Raw genomic sequence first — 17080 nt, forward strand, 5'->3', positions numbered from 1 at the left:
ATATTTATGGCGACTGATACACCGCATTCGCGAGCAAGCCCGCTCCCACATTTATTTTGTGGTGTTCTTAAGCCAGGTTTTCGCCGTCGGTCGGCACGACCAGGATGCCTGCGCGCAAACCATTCTTCACCTTGGGGTTCGGGAAGATGATCCGGGCGCCCTCTTCTTCGATGATCCAGCGGGTGTTGGCGATGTCTTCGGCCAGCAGGTAACCCACGTCCAGTTCCGAAAAGTTCTCGATATCGGCCGGCAGGTTCAGGCGGAAGCTGTCGCTGTGCTTGATGATTTCCCGCGCCACGCTGAACAGCTGCAAACCGTCCAGCCCCGCTTCGGCCATGTCCGGCTCGGTGCCTTCGATGATCTGCTTCAGGCGGTTTTCCAGCAGCGAGACGTTGACCCCGTCGTTCTGCCCGAATGGCCGCGCCTTGCCCAGTTCAAGGGTGAAGGACTCGGCGCCCAGCTTGTCGTAGGTGTAGGAACTGAACACGATGGATGGCTTGTTCTGCAAAAGCACCGCCTCCATGCCGGCGGCGCGCAGGCGAGCCAGTTCATGGCGTGAATGCTGACGCCCCTCTTTCCAGGGGTACAAGGCGAACTGCTCGATTTTCGAACCACGGATCGCCGTGTGCAGGTCGTAGTGCAGACGCTGGCGATCCGGCAGGCTGAAGAAACTGGCGGCCAGTCGCTCCAGCTCACAGGCGCGCAACGCTTCGCTGCCGCTGCTTTGTTCGTGACGGCCATTGAATAGCCGATTGACGTCCTGCTCGACGAAACGCTCGCCGCGACGAATGGCGTCGGGGTTGCCGAACAGGAACAGAATGCGTGTACGCGGCTTGAGATCGCCGCGAGCGATGTCGTGCAACAGCCTGTCGAGCAATTCGATCGGGGCTGTTTCGTTGCCGTGGATCCCCGCCGACAGCAGCAGATCCAGGCCATTGTCACGGGCTTCGGGTGGCCGGACTTCCAGCGCACCCTCGCTCAACCAGCGCATGCGCACGCCTTCGACAGTCAGTTGAGTCTTCTCCGCCGGTTCACGGCCGGCGAGGGTCAGTTCAAGCAGTTTGCCGAGGGCGAGCATAGAGCGGTTTCCTTAGTGGTCGTGATTGCAATCCGGGCCGTGAACGTGACCATCGTCGTCGCCGAGGTCAGCCGGTTCCATCTCCAGCTGCAGACTTACCAGATTAGTCGCCAATGGGCGCAACAGCAGGTTGGCGTATTCTTCGTCGTCTTCTTCGACGTCCACGCCGATCAACAGTTGGCCGCGGCCGTCCTGTTGGATCCACAGCTCTTTGCCTTGCCACATGACCGCGACGCGGGTGCAGGAGGTTTGCAGTTGCGTGCCGTCGGTGTCTTCAAGGATCAGCTGCAGGGAATCGCTCATATCTTTACGCTCTCATTGGAGATGAACCGGCGCGCGCCCGGGCCCGGGCGCGCGCCGTCGATCAATTGATCTGGAATGGATAAACCGCGCCCAGTTTAAGGATTTGCGTCAGTTCATCCAGTGCCGTCCGGCACTCAAGCAGCAATTGCGGGTCCGCCAGGTCGCTCTCGGCCATGCGGTCGCGGTAGTGCTTGTTAACCCATTCGGTCAATGTGCCGTACAACGGTGCGGTCATGATAACGCCTGGGTTGACCGCCGCCAGTTCAGTTTCATTGAGCGCCACGCGCAAACGCAGGCAAGCCGGACCACCGCCGTTCTGCATGCTTTGCTTGAGATCGAACACCTTCACCTCGCGGATCAGGCCGCCGGAGCTGGTCAGGCCCTGCAGGTACTGCCAGACGCGCTCGTTGGCGTGGCACTCTTCCGGCACGATCAACAGCATGGAGCCGTCCGGGCGCGACAGCAGTTGGCTGTTGAACAGGTAGGAGCGGACCGCATCTTCGACGCTGACCGCCGCACGCGGCACGCACACCGACTGGAAGTTGCCGCCGACCTTGCCCAGCTTGCTCGCCAGTTCAGCCAGCATCTTGTCGGTCTCGAGGAACGCATCCTCGTGATAGAACAACACTTCGCCATTGCCCACGGCGATCACGTCGTTGTGGAACACGCCCTGATCGATCACCGACGGGTTCTGCTGAGCGTAGACCACGCCGTCATCCTTCAGGCCGTGCAGACGGGCTACCGCCTGCGACGCTTCGAGGGTCTGGCGGGCCGGGTATTTCTGTGGCGCCGGGTAACGGGTGTCGAACGCGCTGCGACCAAACACGAAGAACTCGACGCCGGCTTCGCCGTACTCGCGGCAGAAACGGGTGTGGTTGGCCGCGCCTTCGTCACCGAACTGCGCCACCGCCGGCAAAGCAGCGTGATGGGCGAAGTGTTTCTGATCGGCAAACATCGCCCCCAGCACGCGGCTGGTGGTCGGGTGTTCGATGCTGCGGTGATATTTGCAGTTGAGGTTGGCGGCGGTGAAATGCACGCGGCCGTCCGCGGTGTCGGCGCTCGGGCTGACGGTGGCGGCGTTGGCGACCCACATGCTCGATGCCGAGCAACTGGCGACCAGCAGCGGCATCGCGTCTTTGGCGGCCTGTTGGATCACTTGTGCGTCGGTGCCGGCAAAGCCCAGGCGGCGCAGTGCGGCTACGTCCGGGCGCTCTTGCGGTGCCAGCACGCCTTGCTGAAAGCCCATGTCCATCAGCGCCTTCATTTTGGACAGGCCTTGGAGTGCTGCTTCCTTCGGATTGGACGCCTGCTGACTGTTGCTCTGGGACGCGACGTTGCCGTAGGACAAACCGCCGTAGTTATGGGTCGGCCCCACTAGACCGTCGAAATTGACTTCATAGGATTTCATTAGCGAGGCTCCACGAGAATCTGTTTGTTATAGGCTTCAGTAGCTATTCAGTACGACCGCGGCGCGGCCATCGCGGGCAAGCCCGGCTCCCACAGGTTCGGAGGTGTTCACACATTTTGTGGTCCACTCAATCACTGTGGGAGCGGGCTTGCCCGCGATTGGCATCACGCCATCTTCACGCCCGGCGTCAGGGCAGCAGGCAACACCAGGCTCGGTGTTTCCAGCGAGGCCACCGGGTAGGCGCAGTAGTCCGCCGCGTAGTAGGCGCTGGCGCGGTGGTTGCCCGAGGCGCCGACGCCGCCGAACGGCGCGCTGCTGGCGGCGCCGGTCAGTTGCTTGTTCCAGTTGACGATACCGGCGCGGCTTTCCAGCCAGAACTGCTGGTAACGCGCCTCGGAGTCCGACAGCAGGCCGGCGGCCAGGCCGTAGTTGGTGTCGTTGGCTTCAGCGATCGCCGCTTCGAAATCGGCGTAGCGGATCACTTGCAGCAGCGGCCCGAACAGCTCTTCGTCCGGGCGCTCGGCTACGGCGGTCACGTCGAGAATGCCTGGGGTCAGCAATGCGGCCTGAGCCTGGGGCTGAGTCATTTCCAGCAGCGCCACCGCGCCGTTGGCCAGCAGATGCTCCTGGGCGTCCATCAGTGCCTTGGCCGCGCCAAGGGAAATCACCGAACCCATGAACGGCGCAGGCTGTTGATCGAACGCACCGACGTCGATGGTCGCGCTGACCGCCACCAGCCGCGCCAGCAACGCATCGCCCCAGGCGCCTTGCGGCACCAGCAGGCGGCGTGCACAGGTGCAACGCTGCCCGGCGGAAATGAACGCCGATTGAATGATGGTGTAGACCGCGGCATCCACGTCGGCGACCTGATCGACCACCAGCGGGTTGTTGCCGCCCATCTCCAGCGCAAGGATCTTGTCCGGACGACCGGCGAATTGATTGTGCAGGTGATTACCGGTGCGGCTGGAGCCGGTGAAGAACAGGCCGTCGATGCCCGGGTTCGCCGCCAGGGCGATACCGGTTTCGCGAGCGCCTTGCAGCAGGTTCAGCACGCCAGCTGGCAAGCCGGCTTCGATCCAGCACTTGACCGTCAGTTCGGCGACTTTCGGCGTCAGCTCGCTGGGCTTGAACAGCACGCTGTTGCCCGCCAGCAGCGCCGGGACGATATGACCGTTGGGCAAGTGCCCCGGGAAGTTGTAAGGGCCGAACACAGCCACCACACCGTGAGGCTTGTGACGCAACACGGCGGTGGCGTCGCCCAGCGGGCCGCTCTTCTCGCCGGTGCGTTCGCGGTAGCTTTGCACCGAGATCGCAATCTTGTTGACCATGCTGGTGACTTCGGTCGCCGACTCCCACAGGGGCTTGCCGGTTTCCTCACCGATGGTGCGGGCCAGTTCGTCCGCGTGGCTCTTCAGGGTCGCGGCAAAGGCTTCCAGCACCGAGATACGCTCTTCCAGGGTGCGACGTGCCCAGCCCGGAAACGCCTGACGCGCGGCCTGCACAGCCGACTCGACCTGGGCGGCGGTGGCGCCGTTGCCGGACCACAGCACTTGCTGAGTCACCGGGTTCAACGACTCAAAGACTTCGCCCTGGCCTTCCAGCCATTCACCTGCGATGTAAAGCGACTTCATTATTTCGACTCCCGAGCGGACAACGGAACGGCGCGCACCTGATCGCCGGCGTTGAGTTGAAGACGTTTGGCGGTCAACGGATCGACCACCAGCGTGCCCGCGGCGAAGCGTGCGGGTGCGGCAGTGATGCGGCAGTCTTCGCGCTTGCGGTTATGAATAATGAACGGCGTGGCGTCATCGCCCGGCGTGCCGATGGCCAGCACCAGCGCCTGACTGTCGCGCACCGCGCGGATCTTGCCGGTTTCGCATTCGATGGCGGGACCGGCGTCGAAGATGTCGACGTAGCCTTGATAGCTGAAGCCTTCGCTCTTGAGCATCGACAGCGCAGGCTCGGTGTCCGGGTGGACCTGGCCGATCACGTTGCGCGCATCCGGCGAGAGGAAGCAGGTGTACAGCGGGAATTTGGGCATCAGTTCGGCGATGAACGCCTTGTTGCCCACACCGGTCAGGTAGTCGGCCTGGCTGAATTCCATCTTGAAGAAGTGCCGGCCCAGGCTTTCCCAGAACGGCGAACGGCCGGCTGCGTCGGACACACCGCGCATCTCGGCGATGATCTTGTTGCCGAACAGTTGCGGGAACTCGGCGATGAACAGCATCCGCGCCTTGGACAGCATGCGACCGTTCAGGCCGGTGCGGTAATCGGCGTGCAGGAACAACGAGCACAACTCGGAATTGCCGGTCAGGTCGTTGGCCAGAAACAGCGTCGGGATTTCTCGATAGATGTTCAGTTCCTGGGACGCACTGACGGTCAGGCCGACCCGGAAGTTGTACCAGGGCTCGCGCAGGCCGACGGCACCGGCGATGGCGGAAATGCCCACCACACGACCGTTATCGTCTTCGAGCACGAACAGGTAGTCCGCATCTCCCCGCCCCGCTTCGCCGCGAAAGGTCTTCTCGGCCCAGCCGACCCGATGGGTCAGGCGCTCTTCGTTGGCCGGCAAGGTGGTCAGGCCGGTGCCGGTGCTGCGGGCCAGGTCGATCAGAGCGGGTAAATCGCTGCTGCGTACGGGACGAACGATCATGCTATCTCCTCAAACGGGCCGCCAACGCCACCCGCGAAACTTCGCTGCTTTGCAGATTGCTTTCAGGCCGGCCTTAAACCGCCACCAGGCGCACGCTGGCACCTTCACCGACACCCAGAGCCTCAGCGGCTTCCAGGTCCAGGGTCACGGGTTTGCCCGGCGCGTAGTCGAGTTCGAGCAACACGGCGCGGTAATCCTGCAACTGGGCATTGGCCACCAGGTATTGGCGACCGACGCCTTTGGCCGGCTCGCCGATCTTCACCGGCACCACGCGGCTCTGGGCGATCGAACGGATCCCCGAAACGCGGGCGTGCAGGGTCGGGCCGCCGTCGAAAATGTCGATGTAGTGATCGGTCTCGAAGCCTTCGCGCATCAGGATGTCGAAGGTGATCTGCGCTCGCGGGTGCACCTGGCCCATGGCTTCCTGGGCGGAATCGGGCAGCAGTGGCACGTAGATCGGGTAGTGCGGCATCAGTTCGGCCAGGAAGGTACGGCTCTTCAGACCACACAGACGCTCGGCTTCAGCGTAGTTGAGGTCGAAGAAGTTGCGGCCGATGGCGTCCCAGAATGGCGAGTCGCCGTTTTCATCGCTGTAACCGACGATCTCGGTCACCACGGCATCGGCGAAACGCTCCGGATGGCTGGCCACGAACAGCAGGCGGCCACGGGAGTTGAGTTCGGACCACGGCGAGCCCACCAGCTCGCGCTGCACGTAGAAGCTGGTCAGCAAGCTGTTGCCGGTCAGGTCGTGGCACTGGGAGAGCACGTGGATCTTGTTGTGAATCTTCAGCTCGCGGGAGGCGTGCACGAAGGTTTCGTTACGGAAGCTGTAGAACGGCTCGGAGTAACCGGCCGAAGCCACGATCGCCGAGCAACCGACGAGCTTGCCGGTGGCGGTGTCTTCGAGGACGAAGAAGTAGCTCTCTTCACCGTTGAAGCTGACTTCGGCGGCGAACGAGGCTTCGCTCGCGGCGATCTTGTCGCTCAGGCGTTCAACGTCATCCGGCAAGGAAGTGACACCAATCGGGCTGTCCGCAGCCAGACGCTGTACCTCGCCCAGATCAGCCATTTGCGCGGGGCGCATCACCAGCATGGTGTCACTCCTTTTTTCAACTCTTTGGGGAAAATAAGCCGGGCCCGGTCCTCTCGAACACTGGGGTCAAAAGGTGGGAGCGGGCTTGCTCGCGAATGCGGTGTGTCATCCAACATGAATGGTGACTGACACGGCCCCTTCGCGAGCAAGCCCGCTCCCACATGGGATTCTCGGTCCGGCATAAAAAATTTGGATCGGCGACTGAATCGTCAGGCGCCGAAAGGTCTATCAGGCTTGCGTCAGTTTTGCCGCAGCACGTTCGAAGCGGTCCAGGCCTTCATCGATGTCAGCATCTTCCACCACCAGGCTCGGGGCGAAACGCACCACGTCGGGACCGGCTTGCAGGACCATCAGGCCTTCACGCTCGGCGGCGTTGAAGATGTCCTTGGCCTTGCCCTTCCAGGCATCGCTCAGTACGCAACCGATCAACAGGCCCATACCACGCACCTGGGTGAACAGCCCGTACTTCTCGCCGATCTGCTCAAGGCGCGCCTTGAATTTTTCGTGCTTGGCATTCACGCCTGCCAGTACTTCAGGGGTGTTGACCACGTCCATCACGGCGCCCGCGACAGCGCACGCCAGCGGGTTGCCGCCGTAGGTGGTGCCGTGGGTGCCGACCACCAGGTGCTTGGCCAGGTCTTCGGTGGTCAGCATCGCCGCGATCGGGAAACCGCCGCCCAGGCTCTTGGCGCTGGTCAGGATGTCCGGGATCACGCCGTAGTGCTGGTAGGCAAACAGTTTGCCGGTACGGCCCATGCCGGTTTGCACTTCGTCGAAGATCAGCAGCGCATTGTGCGCGGTGCACAGATCACGGGCGCCTTGCAGGTATTCGAGTTCGGCCGGGATCACACCGCTTTCGCCCTGGATCGGTTCGATGATCACCGCGCAGGTCTTGTCGGAAATGGCGGCTTTGAGGGCGGCCAGGTCGTTGTACGGCACGTGGGTGATGCCGGTGATTTTCGGGCCGAAGCCGTCGGAGTACTTCGGCTGGCCACCGACGTTCACGGTGAACAGGGTGCGGCCGTGGAAGCTGTTGACGGTGGCGATGATTTCGTATTTTTCACTGCCGGCGCGGTCGAAACCGACACGACGGGCCAGCTTCAGGGCGGCCTCGTTGGCCTCGGCGCCGGAGTTGCAGAAGAACGCACGCTCGGCGAAGGTCGCGTCGACCAGCTTGTGAGCCAACTGCAGGGCCGGTTCGTTGGTGAACACGTTGGACACGTGCCACAGCTTGTTGGCCTGCTCGGTCAAGGCACCGACCAGCGCCGGATGCGCATGGCCCAGTACGTTTACGGCAATCCCGCCGGCGAAGTCGATCAGCTCGCGGCCGGACTGGTCCCAGACGCGGGAACCTTCGCCACGTACCGGAATGAAAGCGGCAGGCGCGTAGTTGGGAACCATTACCTGGTCGAAATCGGCGCGTTCTACCGCAGCGTGCTCAACGGACATCGGAGTCTCCTGAAGAGAAAACACCCGCCTGAAACTGGCGAGCGATGGGGGGATTGTAAGGACAGTTTTCAGCCCGGCCTTGTCGCCAAGCGACAACTTCTTATAGCGCAAACCCCGGTTTTTCCCGGGTTTACGGCAATGCGACATATAGGGTCGCAAAGGCGCAGTTTAACTGTCCGGTGTGGATAGCGGCAGGGTTGCGGGGATTTGATTTGCGCAAACGGCGCGCACCTAACTATGCATCGCATTTCGATCGCAGCCTTCTGATTTGCTTGGGCGCTTTCCAACGCCCAAGGAATGGCACGATGAAACGAAAGCAAGCTTCACACTCCGCAGCCCCGCAACACCCCGCAAGCCACTATCAACACCTGAAGAACGCGATCCCCCATTGGCTCGGCCAAGCTTCACCGGCCAGGCGCCTGGCCTTGAAAGGCGTACAGCCCCGGCTCGCCGACCACCTGAAGAACGCCTCTCCCGACCACCACCAGGAAATGAAGGCCCTCAACGTCGCGCACTGGACCGCGCAAAACAACGTCGACCAACACCTGTCCGCGCTACAGGACGTCAATGCCTTCGCCGAACCCCTGCTCAAGGAAGCACTGCGCAGCCGTTTCGGCCTGGATCTGGACGTCAGGACCACCTTCCTCCATCTATACGTGCCCGCTTCAATCCCCTGGTTCCCGGTCAAAACCGGCGCACGGGCCTGGACGGTTTCGCTGCTGGATGCGGCCCTTCATAACTTCGAAACCCAGGAAGTCGAGGACGATGCCTATGAATCCCACTCGACTTTCATCACCGCACCCGACGCAAAAGGCCAGTTCGACACCCTGCCCGCCCTCAAGCAAAAGCTCGGTATCCCGACATTTATCCGACTTTGCCGGGAGCTGGACATCGGCGCCCAATACGCTCGCCATCTCGACGAACACCTGGGTTTGTCCGAGCCGGTCAGCGCCGCCGTCCTGCGCCTGAAGATAGACGCCAGCCAGAAAGCCGCGATGCAGGCAGCCCTGCAACTGGCGCGGATGAACCGGGATATCAGTGAGGTTTACTTGCGCCTGATCGGCGGGCTTCTCGATGGCTTGCAGGGCATGCGCATCGATGGTCAGCCACTGCTGTGTCACGACCTGACGATGCTGTCCGCCCGACTCACCGGCATCGTGGTGTTCGCCCCCGACCTTGAGCGAACCCGCCAGGCCAGCCGCGTGGTCGCCTATGTGCCGGACGACCCCGAACACCCGTTCAAGGAATACGGCTCGACCGCCGAGATGGCCGCCGAGCTGATCCGCCAATTGCGCGCCAGGGACTACCAACAGTTCTTCAGCCGCTTCGTCGATCACGATCAGCGCGGCGTGTTTTTCGCCAACCTCAACCATCGCCTGAGCAAAATGGAGTGGCATGAACCAGTCCGCGGCAGCGCCCTGCCGACCTGGCGGGAAACGCCTATCGACAACCCGAACCTGCAGTTCGCGATCACGCCGATCAACGCCAACCTGTGGCAACACCTGTATGAAGCCAGATTGAACAAGATTCTCAACGACGCGCGGGTCATCGCCGTGTCGACGGCAAGCGCCGATCAGAAAGCGCGTTGGGCGTTGTGGGATTCGTTCGTCGAGATCGCCTCCGCGATCCTTCAGACCGCCGCACTCATCATCGCGCCGTTCGTGCCGGTGATGGGCGAATTGATGATGGCCTACATGGCGTACCAGCTACTCGACGAAACCTTCGAAGGCATCATCGATTGGGCCGAGGGCCTGACGACCGAGGCCTTCGAACACCTGATGGGCACCGTCGAATCACTGGTTCAGCTCGGCATCTTCGGGGTTGGCGGCGCCATTGGTGCAGGCGAGTTTCGCAAGGTCCTGCCCAAGGAAATCGTGGAATTCATCGACAGCTTCAAACCGGTCATGCGCCCCGATGGCGCGACGCGCTACTGGAAACCGGACCTTGCGAGCTACCAGCAAAACCTCCTGCCAGATTCGCCCGCCAATGAACTGGGCCTGCACCCACATCAAGGCAAACACCTGCTGCCCATCGAAGACACTCACTTCGCCGTGCGCGAAGACAAGCTCACCGGCCTTTACCGCATCGACCACCCGGCCCGACCCGACGCCTATAAACCGACCTTGCGCCACAACGGCGAAGGCGCCTGGCACACCGAACTCGAACAACCACTTGAGTGGGATGCGCCCACCGTACTGCGTCGAATCGGCCCCGCCGTCGACGACTTCTCCCCCGCCAGACGCGAACAGATCCTCAAGGTCAGCGGGTACTCCGAAGACGTGCTGCGCAAAATGCACGTCAATCAGGAACCCGTACCGCCCTTGCTCGCCGACAGCATCCGGCGCTTCAAAATCGATCAGGACCTTCACCAGTTCATCGAGCAACTGGACAGCGACCAGTACCTCGACGCAAACCCGCTGACTCAACTGCAATTGCTCGCAGAACACAAGCGTTGGCCGGCCGATAAAAGGCTGCGCTGGATAGATGGCGAAACCACCTGGCAATCCTCGGCCGACCAAACCCTGCCACTGATCGAACTGCGACCGGAGCGCCTGATAAAAAGCGACCCACTGAACACCCTGCTGAGCACCCTGAGCGAAAGCGAAATCAAAACCCTGCTGGACGAAGAAGCTTCTGGCCCCCTGCCCGCCCTCGACGTGCGCGCCCGCCTTTTGCGTAAACAGCTGGTACAGATTGCCCACCAGCAACGCAGCGCCATGTTCGAATCCCGCTACAAAAAGCTTGAGCGACTTGAGAACCCACTCCCACAACAAATCCCGGAATTACCCACCAGCATCACCCGAGAACTGCTCAACACCGCCACCGACTCCGAACGCCAGCAGATCCGCGCCGGCCAACTGCCAGAGCGCCAACAGGTGCTGATGCAACTAGCCAGCGAAGACGTTCGGGTGACCCGCGCCTTCGAAGGACTGGAGCTGGACTCAGTCAATAACCCGGACACTGACACCCTCGCCCTGCACAGCCTGCAAGGCCTACCCGGCTGGAGCGGCCAAGTGCGCATCGAGGTCCGCGATCTTGGCTACGAAGGAAAGCTGCTCGACAGCACGGGCCCTGCGGATGCCCCTCAACAAAAAGTGCTGGTCAAACTCGAAGACGGCAACTGGCAACCCTACGACGACCGCGGCCAGGCACTGAGTTCGGCCACCGACTTTTACTCCAGCGTCCTGTCCGCCCTGCCGGATACCGAGCGCCAGGCGCTGGACATCCACATCGGCCAGGGGCAAAAACTGAAAGACGCCATCCGCGCACGCCCGCTCGAACGCAGCGAACTGCGCGTAGCGATCGCGCTTCCCCCCATGGCCGATGTCGCCCCGGAAGGTTTGCGACTGGTCACCTCCGACGGCTATCGACGGCAGATACGCAGCCTGCCCTACACCCTGGAAGATCGCGCCCGGCAGATCTACCCCGCGCATTCCCCGGAAGAAATCCAGACGCTGATTGCGACCCTTCAACGCCACCCCGACGGCGTGCGCGCCGAGCTGTCCCGACTCAACAGCGAGTACATCCGTCTGTCCAACGACCTGCATCGATGGGCCAACGATGTGCCGGGCAATGATCCCGCTACCGGGCTCGCGCTGACCGACACTCAGCTTCGGGACGTGTTGCGCAATCGCGCGCTGATGAAAGAAGCCATCCAGCGCAGCTGGCGCAAAGAGGCCCGGGGCCTGTCCGGCTACACCCTGCAAATCCACGGACCGATCATGGGCGAGCTGCCCGTGCTGGACGCCGATTTCAGCCACATCGCTTTCCTGTCCATCGATGGCCCCATCAACAACACCAACGTGGATGCATTCCTGCAACGCTTCCCCGGCCTGTTGCACCTGGACCTGAAAAACATCCCTCTGCAAGCTCTGCCACAACCCATCGCACGGATGCCCGGCTTGCGACAGCTGATCGTGCAAAACGCCGGTATCCGATACACACCGGCCGACCAGCAGAAACTCAGCGCATTGCCCGCGTTGACGTTGCTGGACCTGCAAGGAAATCCACTCGCCCACACGCCCAACGTCAACCGCCTGCCCGCGCTGCGCCACCTCAACCTGGCCAACACTGGCATATCCCGAGCGCCCGCCGGCCTGCTGGAGCATCCGCATCTGCTCGGCGCACGCCTGAGCGGCAACCGCATCAGTGAACTGCCCGCCGGATTCTTCGAACTGCACGCCGACCTCAGCGGCGGCTTCGACTTTTCCAACAATCCGCTGACCGCCGTCACACGCGAGCGAGTGAAGCTGTATTACGCCCGCACCGGCAGGCACTACGGCGTACTCGCTGAACAAGCGGATATCGATCGCACCATCGCCCTGTTCCCGGATCGGGATGCGCAACAGGCGACCGACCTGATCTATCGCCTTCCCGGCACCTTGACCCAGGGTCGACTGCAACTCACCGCCTGGGAAAACGAAATAACCCAACTGACCCGCGACCTTGCGCAATGGTCAACCGACATTCCCACCCGGCACCCCACTACCGGTCAGTCGCTGGGCATCAACGAGATCTTCTCCGAACAAGTCGCCAGGAAAGCATTCGCCACGGAACTGGAAGGGCTGTGGCGCAGACGACTGGGTGAAGCCTTGAACCCGTTCAGGGCCGAGCTGAAATTCATCGGCGACATGCCCGAAGTCGCGGCGGATTTCAGCCATGTGTCGAGCATGGGCCTGACGGGGAATGGCGCCGTGACGGCAATCGACCCGTTCCTGCAACGCTTCACGGGATTGCGCACCCTGCACCTGAACGAGTTCGACTTGAAAATTCTCCCGCAGTCGATCACCCGTATGCCGCAACTCGACACGCTGATCCTGCACAGTTGCGGTGTGGTGTTCACACCCGAAGGCCAGACAGCCCTCGCGTCCCTGCGTCAGCTTGAAGCCCTGGAGCTGACCCACAATCCACTCGCCACCGCTCCCGACCTGAGCGCGATGCCCAGCCTGACCTACGTCGACCTGTCCAACACCGGCATCGACTCGGTGCCGGCCGGCTTGATCGATCACCCCAAACTGAAAAGCGCCGTGTTCAGCAACAACCTGATCACCGAACTGCCCGAGGCGCTGTACCAGCTGCCGGTCAACCGCATCGACGGACTGGATTTCGCCGACAACCCGCTTTCGCTGGCGACCCAGGAACGGATCAAAACGGCTTTCCGCAACACCGGGCAAGACTTCGGCGTCTGGGCTGACCCGGACGATCTCAACCTGGCCACCGACCTGTTCCCCGCGCTGGATTTCCAGGATGCCAGCGACATGATTTACGACCTGCCCGGCACCCTTGAAGACGGTCGCGTGCAACTCAGGCACTGGAAAGCCGAGCTCACGCAACTGACTCAGGATCTGACCGCCTGGGTCCGGGAAATCCCCAGCCAACACCCGGTTTCCGGCGAGCGGCTCAGCGCCACTGAGCTGTATGACGAGTACGTTTTCAGGAGCCAGTTCAAAGACAAACTTGAGCAGTTTTGGCGCAGCCGCTCGGAGGCTTCTCACATGCGCGAGACCGGCTTCGAAGTGAAACTGAATTTCGTGGGTGACCTGCCGACGCTGACCACCGACTTCAGCCATGTCTCGAGCCTGAGCCTCACCGGCAACGGTGCGGTGCGCGCCACCGGCCCGTTCCTCGAATTGTTCGCCAATGTGCACACGCTGGAGATGAACCATTTCGCGCTCGGGCACATCCCCCGCAGCGTCACCCGCCTGCCGCTGCTCAAGGCACTGAGGTTGAACAATTGCCGCCTGCGGCTCACCCCCGGTGGCCAGACCGCCTTGGCAACACTTGCCAGACTAGAGACGCTGGACCTGAGCGAAAATCCGCTGGCGATCGCACCTGATCTGTCTGGCTTGCCTTTACTGAGCGATATCCGCCTGTCCAAAACCGGCATCGACACTGTGCCGAACGGGATCACCGCGCTTGAGCAACTGAGCGTCCTGCACCTGGATGGCAACCGGATCAGCGAGTTGCCCGACGGTTTTCTCACCTTGAACATGGACATGGTCGAGGAGATCGATCTCGGCGAGAACCCGTGGTCCACCAGCAGCCGAAACAAGATCAAAACCTGCTATGCGCAGAGCGGCTACGACTTTAACGTGCGGCCGGAGCAGGCGGACATGGATCGGGTGCAAGCCTTGTTTCCTGCGCTGGATGATGAAGGCGCCAGCCACGTGATCTACAAATTGCCGGGCACGCTGGAAGACGGTCGCGCGCAACTGGTGAGCTGGGAAACAGAGATCGCCCAGTTGATCCGCGACCTTGGGCAATGGACCGACGACATCGCCTCGCACAACCCTGCGACCGGCCAGCGTTTGAGTGTCGCCGAGCTCAATGAGCAACGCAGCGCCCGAAACGAATTTGCGCAACAACTGGAGCAGTTCTGGCGCAAGCGCTCGACCGAAGCACCGGAAGCCCGGGCGGAATTTTTCGCGGCGCAACCGACTTTCTTCGGCGAGTTGCCTGCCGTGACCAGCGACTTCAGCCACGTCGTTGCGCTGTCCCTCTCCGGCACCGATTTCCAGAGTGTGCCATCACGTTTTCTTGAATGCTTCCCCGGCTTGCAGCATCTGGAAATCCGCGACTTCAACGTGGGCCGCGTGCCACAGGCCGTCAGCAACATGCCCGCTCTGGAGAACCTTGTGCTGACCCACTGCGGTGTCGTGCTGGACGCCGAGGGTCTGGCCGCGCTGACCTCGCGCGCCAACCTGGAAATGCTCGACCTGTTCGAGAACCCGCTGGGACAGGTCCCCGATCTCACCAGCCTGCCCAAGCTCAAGTTCATCGATCTTTCCCGCACCGGGATCGAGCGCATTCCGAACGGCCTGTTGAATCACCCTGCGCTGGAGACCGCGATCCTCGGCTACAACCGGATCAAGGAATTGCCGGAGGCGGCCTTCCAATTGCCGATCACGATCGAGGTCAGCAAAGGCTTTGATTTCGGCGACAACCCTTACACCGACGCCACCCGCGAACGGATCAAGGCCTACCACCAGAAAACCGCTTACGACTTGGGCGTCCTCGCGCCCGAGGCGGATATCGATCAAGCCATGGAGCTCTACCCCAATCTGGACGTCGATCAGGCCAGCGAAATGGTTTATCACCTGCCTGGCACCTTGGCCGATGGCCGCCAGGAACTGGCACGCAAAAAAGCCGAGCTCGACAGCCTGATCAGCGATCTCACCGTGTGGACCACCGACATCCCCGACCATCCCGTGACCGGCCTGCCCCTGAGCGGCGAAGCCCTGCTGCAGGAGCAAGGTAAACGTCGGGAATTCAAGGCCAGCCTTGAGCGCTGCTGGCGCAAAATCCCGAGCGAACATGAGCCCGTGAGCGATCTGGGCCTAATGTTCCACCTGTCATTCATGGGTGATTTGCCGGTGCTGACGGCGGACTTCGGGCATGTTCCGGAGCTGTACCTGACCAGCACCACGGACCTTGCCCCGAGACTGGGTCGCTTCCTGGATTACTTCCCCAACCTGCAGAGCCTGTCCGTGCGCGGTTATCAGCTGGACGACCTGCCCGAGATGATCTTCAAGATGAAAAGGCTGACGGCGCTGAGCCTGCCGGAATGCCGCGTGACCTTGAGTCGCACGACTGCGAATGCGCTCGCCGGGATGGACAACCTCAACAGCCTCAACCTGCGGGACAACCCGCTGGGCCGCACGCCGGACCTGCGCAACTTGCGGGAGTTGTCGACGCTGAACCTGAGCAACACCGGGCTGCGGGAGATACCGAGGGGCGTGCTGGACAGCCGCGCGCTGATGTACGCGGACCTGTCCGACAACGCGATCACCGAGATGCCGGTGGAGCTGATGGAAACCAATCCGGACAACACCGCCGACTTCGACTTCAGCGGCAATCCGTTCACCCCGCAAAGCCTGCAACGCATCGCGGCGTACTTTCATGACACGGGGAACACGCTGGGTATCGAGGCCGTAGCCGGCATGCCGCGACCAGGCGACATTGCGCCCGACGTCGATATGGAAAGCTGACGCCTTAGCCGCGTTCGGCGGGCACCGATGACAATTCGAAGGGACTGCTGCTGCGCCGCTGGTTGCGATCTTCCCGCGGCGTGGCACCGAAGAAATTGCGGTAGGCGCTGGAGAAATGCGGCCCCGAGGAGAAACCGCACGACAGGCCGATCTGGATGATCGACTTGCTGGTTTGCATCAACATCTGCCGGGCCTTATTCAGGCGCAATTCCAGGTAATACTGGCTCGGCACGCGATTGAGGTACTGCTTGAAAATCCGCTCCAGCTGGCGACGGGACACGCACACGTGCTGGGCGATTTCGTCGGTGGTCAGCGGCTCTTCGATGTTCGCTTCCATCAACAACACGGCCTGAGTCAGCTTCGGATGACTGGAGCCCAAGCGATTCTGCAATGGAATGCGCTGACGCTCGCCGCCTTCACGAATGCGCTCGACCACCAACTCTTCCGACACCGCACCGGCCAGTTCCGCGCCGTGATCGCGGGCCAATACCGCCAGCAGTAGATCCAGCACCGACATGCCACCGCAAGCGGTCAGGCGATCGCGGTCCCAGTCGAACAGATGGCTGGTGGCGATGACCTTCGGAAAACGCTCACCGAAATCGTCCTGCCAACGCCAATGCACCGCGGCGCGATAACCGTCGAGCAACCCCAGTTGCGCCAGTGGATAGACACCGGCAGACAAACCACCGATCACGCATCCCGAACGCACCAGTTGCTTGAGCGCACTGCTGAGCGCCGGCGTCATACTGGTCGGCGGCTCATCGGCGAGCAGGAACAGTTTCTGGAAATTCTCGAGCTTGCCGGTCCAGGCCTCGCCCGGCAGTTGCCAGGCGCCATCGACCGGAGCCTCGGCCTGCAGGAAGGACAGCTCGTAAACCACTTCCGGATGCACACGCTGAGCAACACGCAAGGCCTCCTCAGCCAGCGCAAGCGTCAGGGCTTTAGTGCTGGGCCAAATCAGGAAACCAATTCGATGGGCAGTCATGGCGGGCAATCCGAAACGATGAACAGTGGTGAAGGCGATGGGCCAATGCTAGTGCAGATCCCCTGTAGGAGCGAGCATGCTCGCGATGGACTCAAGGACACCGCGGGGCATCAGATTTCCCGC

At 62.0% G+C, this 17080-nt stretch carries 9 protein-coding genes; 1 reads left to right on the forward strand and 8 read right to left on the reverse strand.

Annotated features, from left to right (window positions below; translation table 11 throughout):
* Window positions 1-67: 67 nt before the first annotated feature.
* The 7 genes from astE to ACW9JE_RS20575 all read right to left on the reverse strand — a co-directional run bounded on the left by astE (window position 68) and on the right by ACW9JE_RS20575 (window position 7984).
* Complete coding sequence (gene astE, locus ACW9JE_RS20545; RefSeq protein WP_457433769.1) at window positions 68-1078, reverse strand: succinylglutamate desuccinylase; 1011 nt, start codon at window positions 1076-1078, stop codon at window positions 68-70.
* 12 nt (window positions 1079-1090) lie between these two features.
* A complete protein-coding gene (locus ACW9JE_RS20550) occupies window positions 1091-1381 on the reverse strand; it encodes a topoisomerase II (RefSeq protein WP_175379568.1) in 291 nt (96 codons plus the stop codon).
* A gap of 61 nt (window positions 1382-1442) precedes the next feature.
* Window positions 1443-2789 (reverse strand): N-succinylarginine dihydrolase, encoded by a 1347-nt coding sequence (astB, locus tag ACW9JE_RS20555; protein ID WP_457433770.1) that lies wholly within the window; start codon window positions 2787-2789, stop codon window positions 1443-1445.
* 164 nt (window positions 2790-2953) lie between these two features.
* Window positions 2954-4423, reverse strand: coding sequence for a succinylglutamate-semialdehyde dehydrogenase (astD, locus tag ACW9JE_RS20560; RefSeq protein WP_457433774.1), 1470 nt, complete (start codon window positions 4421-4423; stop codon window positions 2954-2956).
* Window positions 4420-5442: an arginine N-succinyltransferase gene (astA, locus tag ACW9JE_RS20565; protein WP_224538423.1), complete on the reverse strand. Its 1023-nt coding sequence runs from the start codon at window positions 5440-5442 to the stop codon at window positions 4420-4422. The genes astD and astA overlap by 4 nt, the downstream gene beginning before the upstream one ends.
* Window positions 5443-5515: 73 nt before the next feature.
* On the reverse strand, window positions 5516-6535 hold the full coding sequence (gene aruF / locus ACW9JE_RS20570; RefSeq protein ID WP_224538425.1) for an arginine/ornithine succinyltransferase subunit alpha: 1020 nt from the start codon (window positions 6533-6535) through the stop codon (window positions 5516-5518).
* Window positions 6536-6763: 228 nt separating this feature from the next.
* Window positions 6764-7984 (reverse strand): aspartate aminotransferase family protein, encoded by a 1221-nt coding sequence (locus ACW9JE_RS20575; protein ID WP_457433771.1) that lies wholly within the window; start codon window positions 7982-7984, stop codon window positions 6764-6766.
* Between the two features lie 305 nt (window positions 7985-8289).
* Here ACW9JE_RS20575 and ACW9JE_RS20580 point away from each other — a divergent pair, with 305 nt between their 5' ends.
* Complete coding sequence (locus ACW9JE_RS20580; protein ID WP_457433772.1) at window positions 8290-15972, forward strand: dermonecrotic toxin domain-containing protein; 7683 nt, start codon at window positions 8290-8292, stop codon at window positions 15970-15972.
* A 4-nt stretch (window positions 15973-15976) separates the two neighbouring features.
* On the opposite strand, the gene argR is transcribed toward ACW9JE_RS20580, so the two are convergent.
* Window positions 15977-16957: a transcriptional regulator ArgR gene (argR, locus tag ACW9JE_RS20585; RefSeq protein WP_457433773.1), complete on the reverse strand. Its 981-nt coding sequence runs from the start codon at window positions 16955-16957 to the stop codon at window positions 15977-15979.
* Between the last annotated feature and the right edge of the window lie 123 nt (window positions 16958-17080).

Source organism: Pseudomonas sp. SDO55104_S430, assembly GCF_054070595.1.

Bases quoted from the DNA above. Each gene is read 5' to 3' on its own strand.
- astE (WP_457433769.1), bottom strand. From the start codon at position 1,078: ATGCTCGCCCTCGGCAAACTGCTTGAACTGACCCTCGCCGGCCGTGAA.
- ACW9JE_RS20550 (WP_175379568.1), bottom strand. From the start codon at position 1,381: ATGAGCGATTCCCTGCAGCTGATCCTTGAAGACACCGACGGCACGCAA.
- astB (WP_457433770.1), bottom strand. From the start codon at position 2,789: ATGAAATCCTATGAAGTCAATTTCGACGGTCTAGTGGGGCCGACCCAT.
- astA (WP_224538423.1), bottom strand. From the start codon at position 5,442: ATGATCGTTCGTCCCGTACGCAGCAGCGATTTACCCGCTCTGATCGAC.
- aruF (WP_224538425.1), bottom strand. From the start codon at position 6,535: ATGCTGGTGATGCGCCCCGCGCAAATGGCTGATCTGGGCGAGGTACAG.
- ACW9JE_RS20575 (WP_457433771.1), bottom strand. From the start codon at position 7,984: ATGTCCGTTGAGCACGCTGCGGTAGAACGCGCCGATTTCGACCAGGTA.
- ACW9JE_RS20580 (WP_457433772.1), top strand. From the start codon at position 8,290: ATGAAACGAAAGCAAGCTTCACACTCCGCAGCCCCGCAACACCCCGCA.
- argR (WP_457433773.1), bottom strand. From the start codon at position 16,957: ATGACTGCCCATCGAATTGGTTTCCTGATTTGGCCCAGCACTAAAGCC.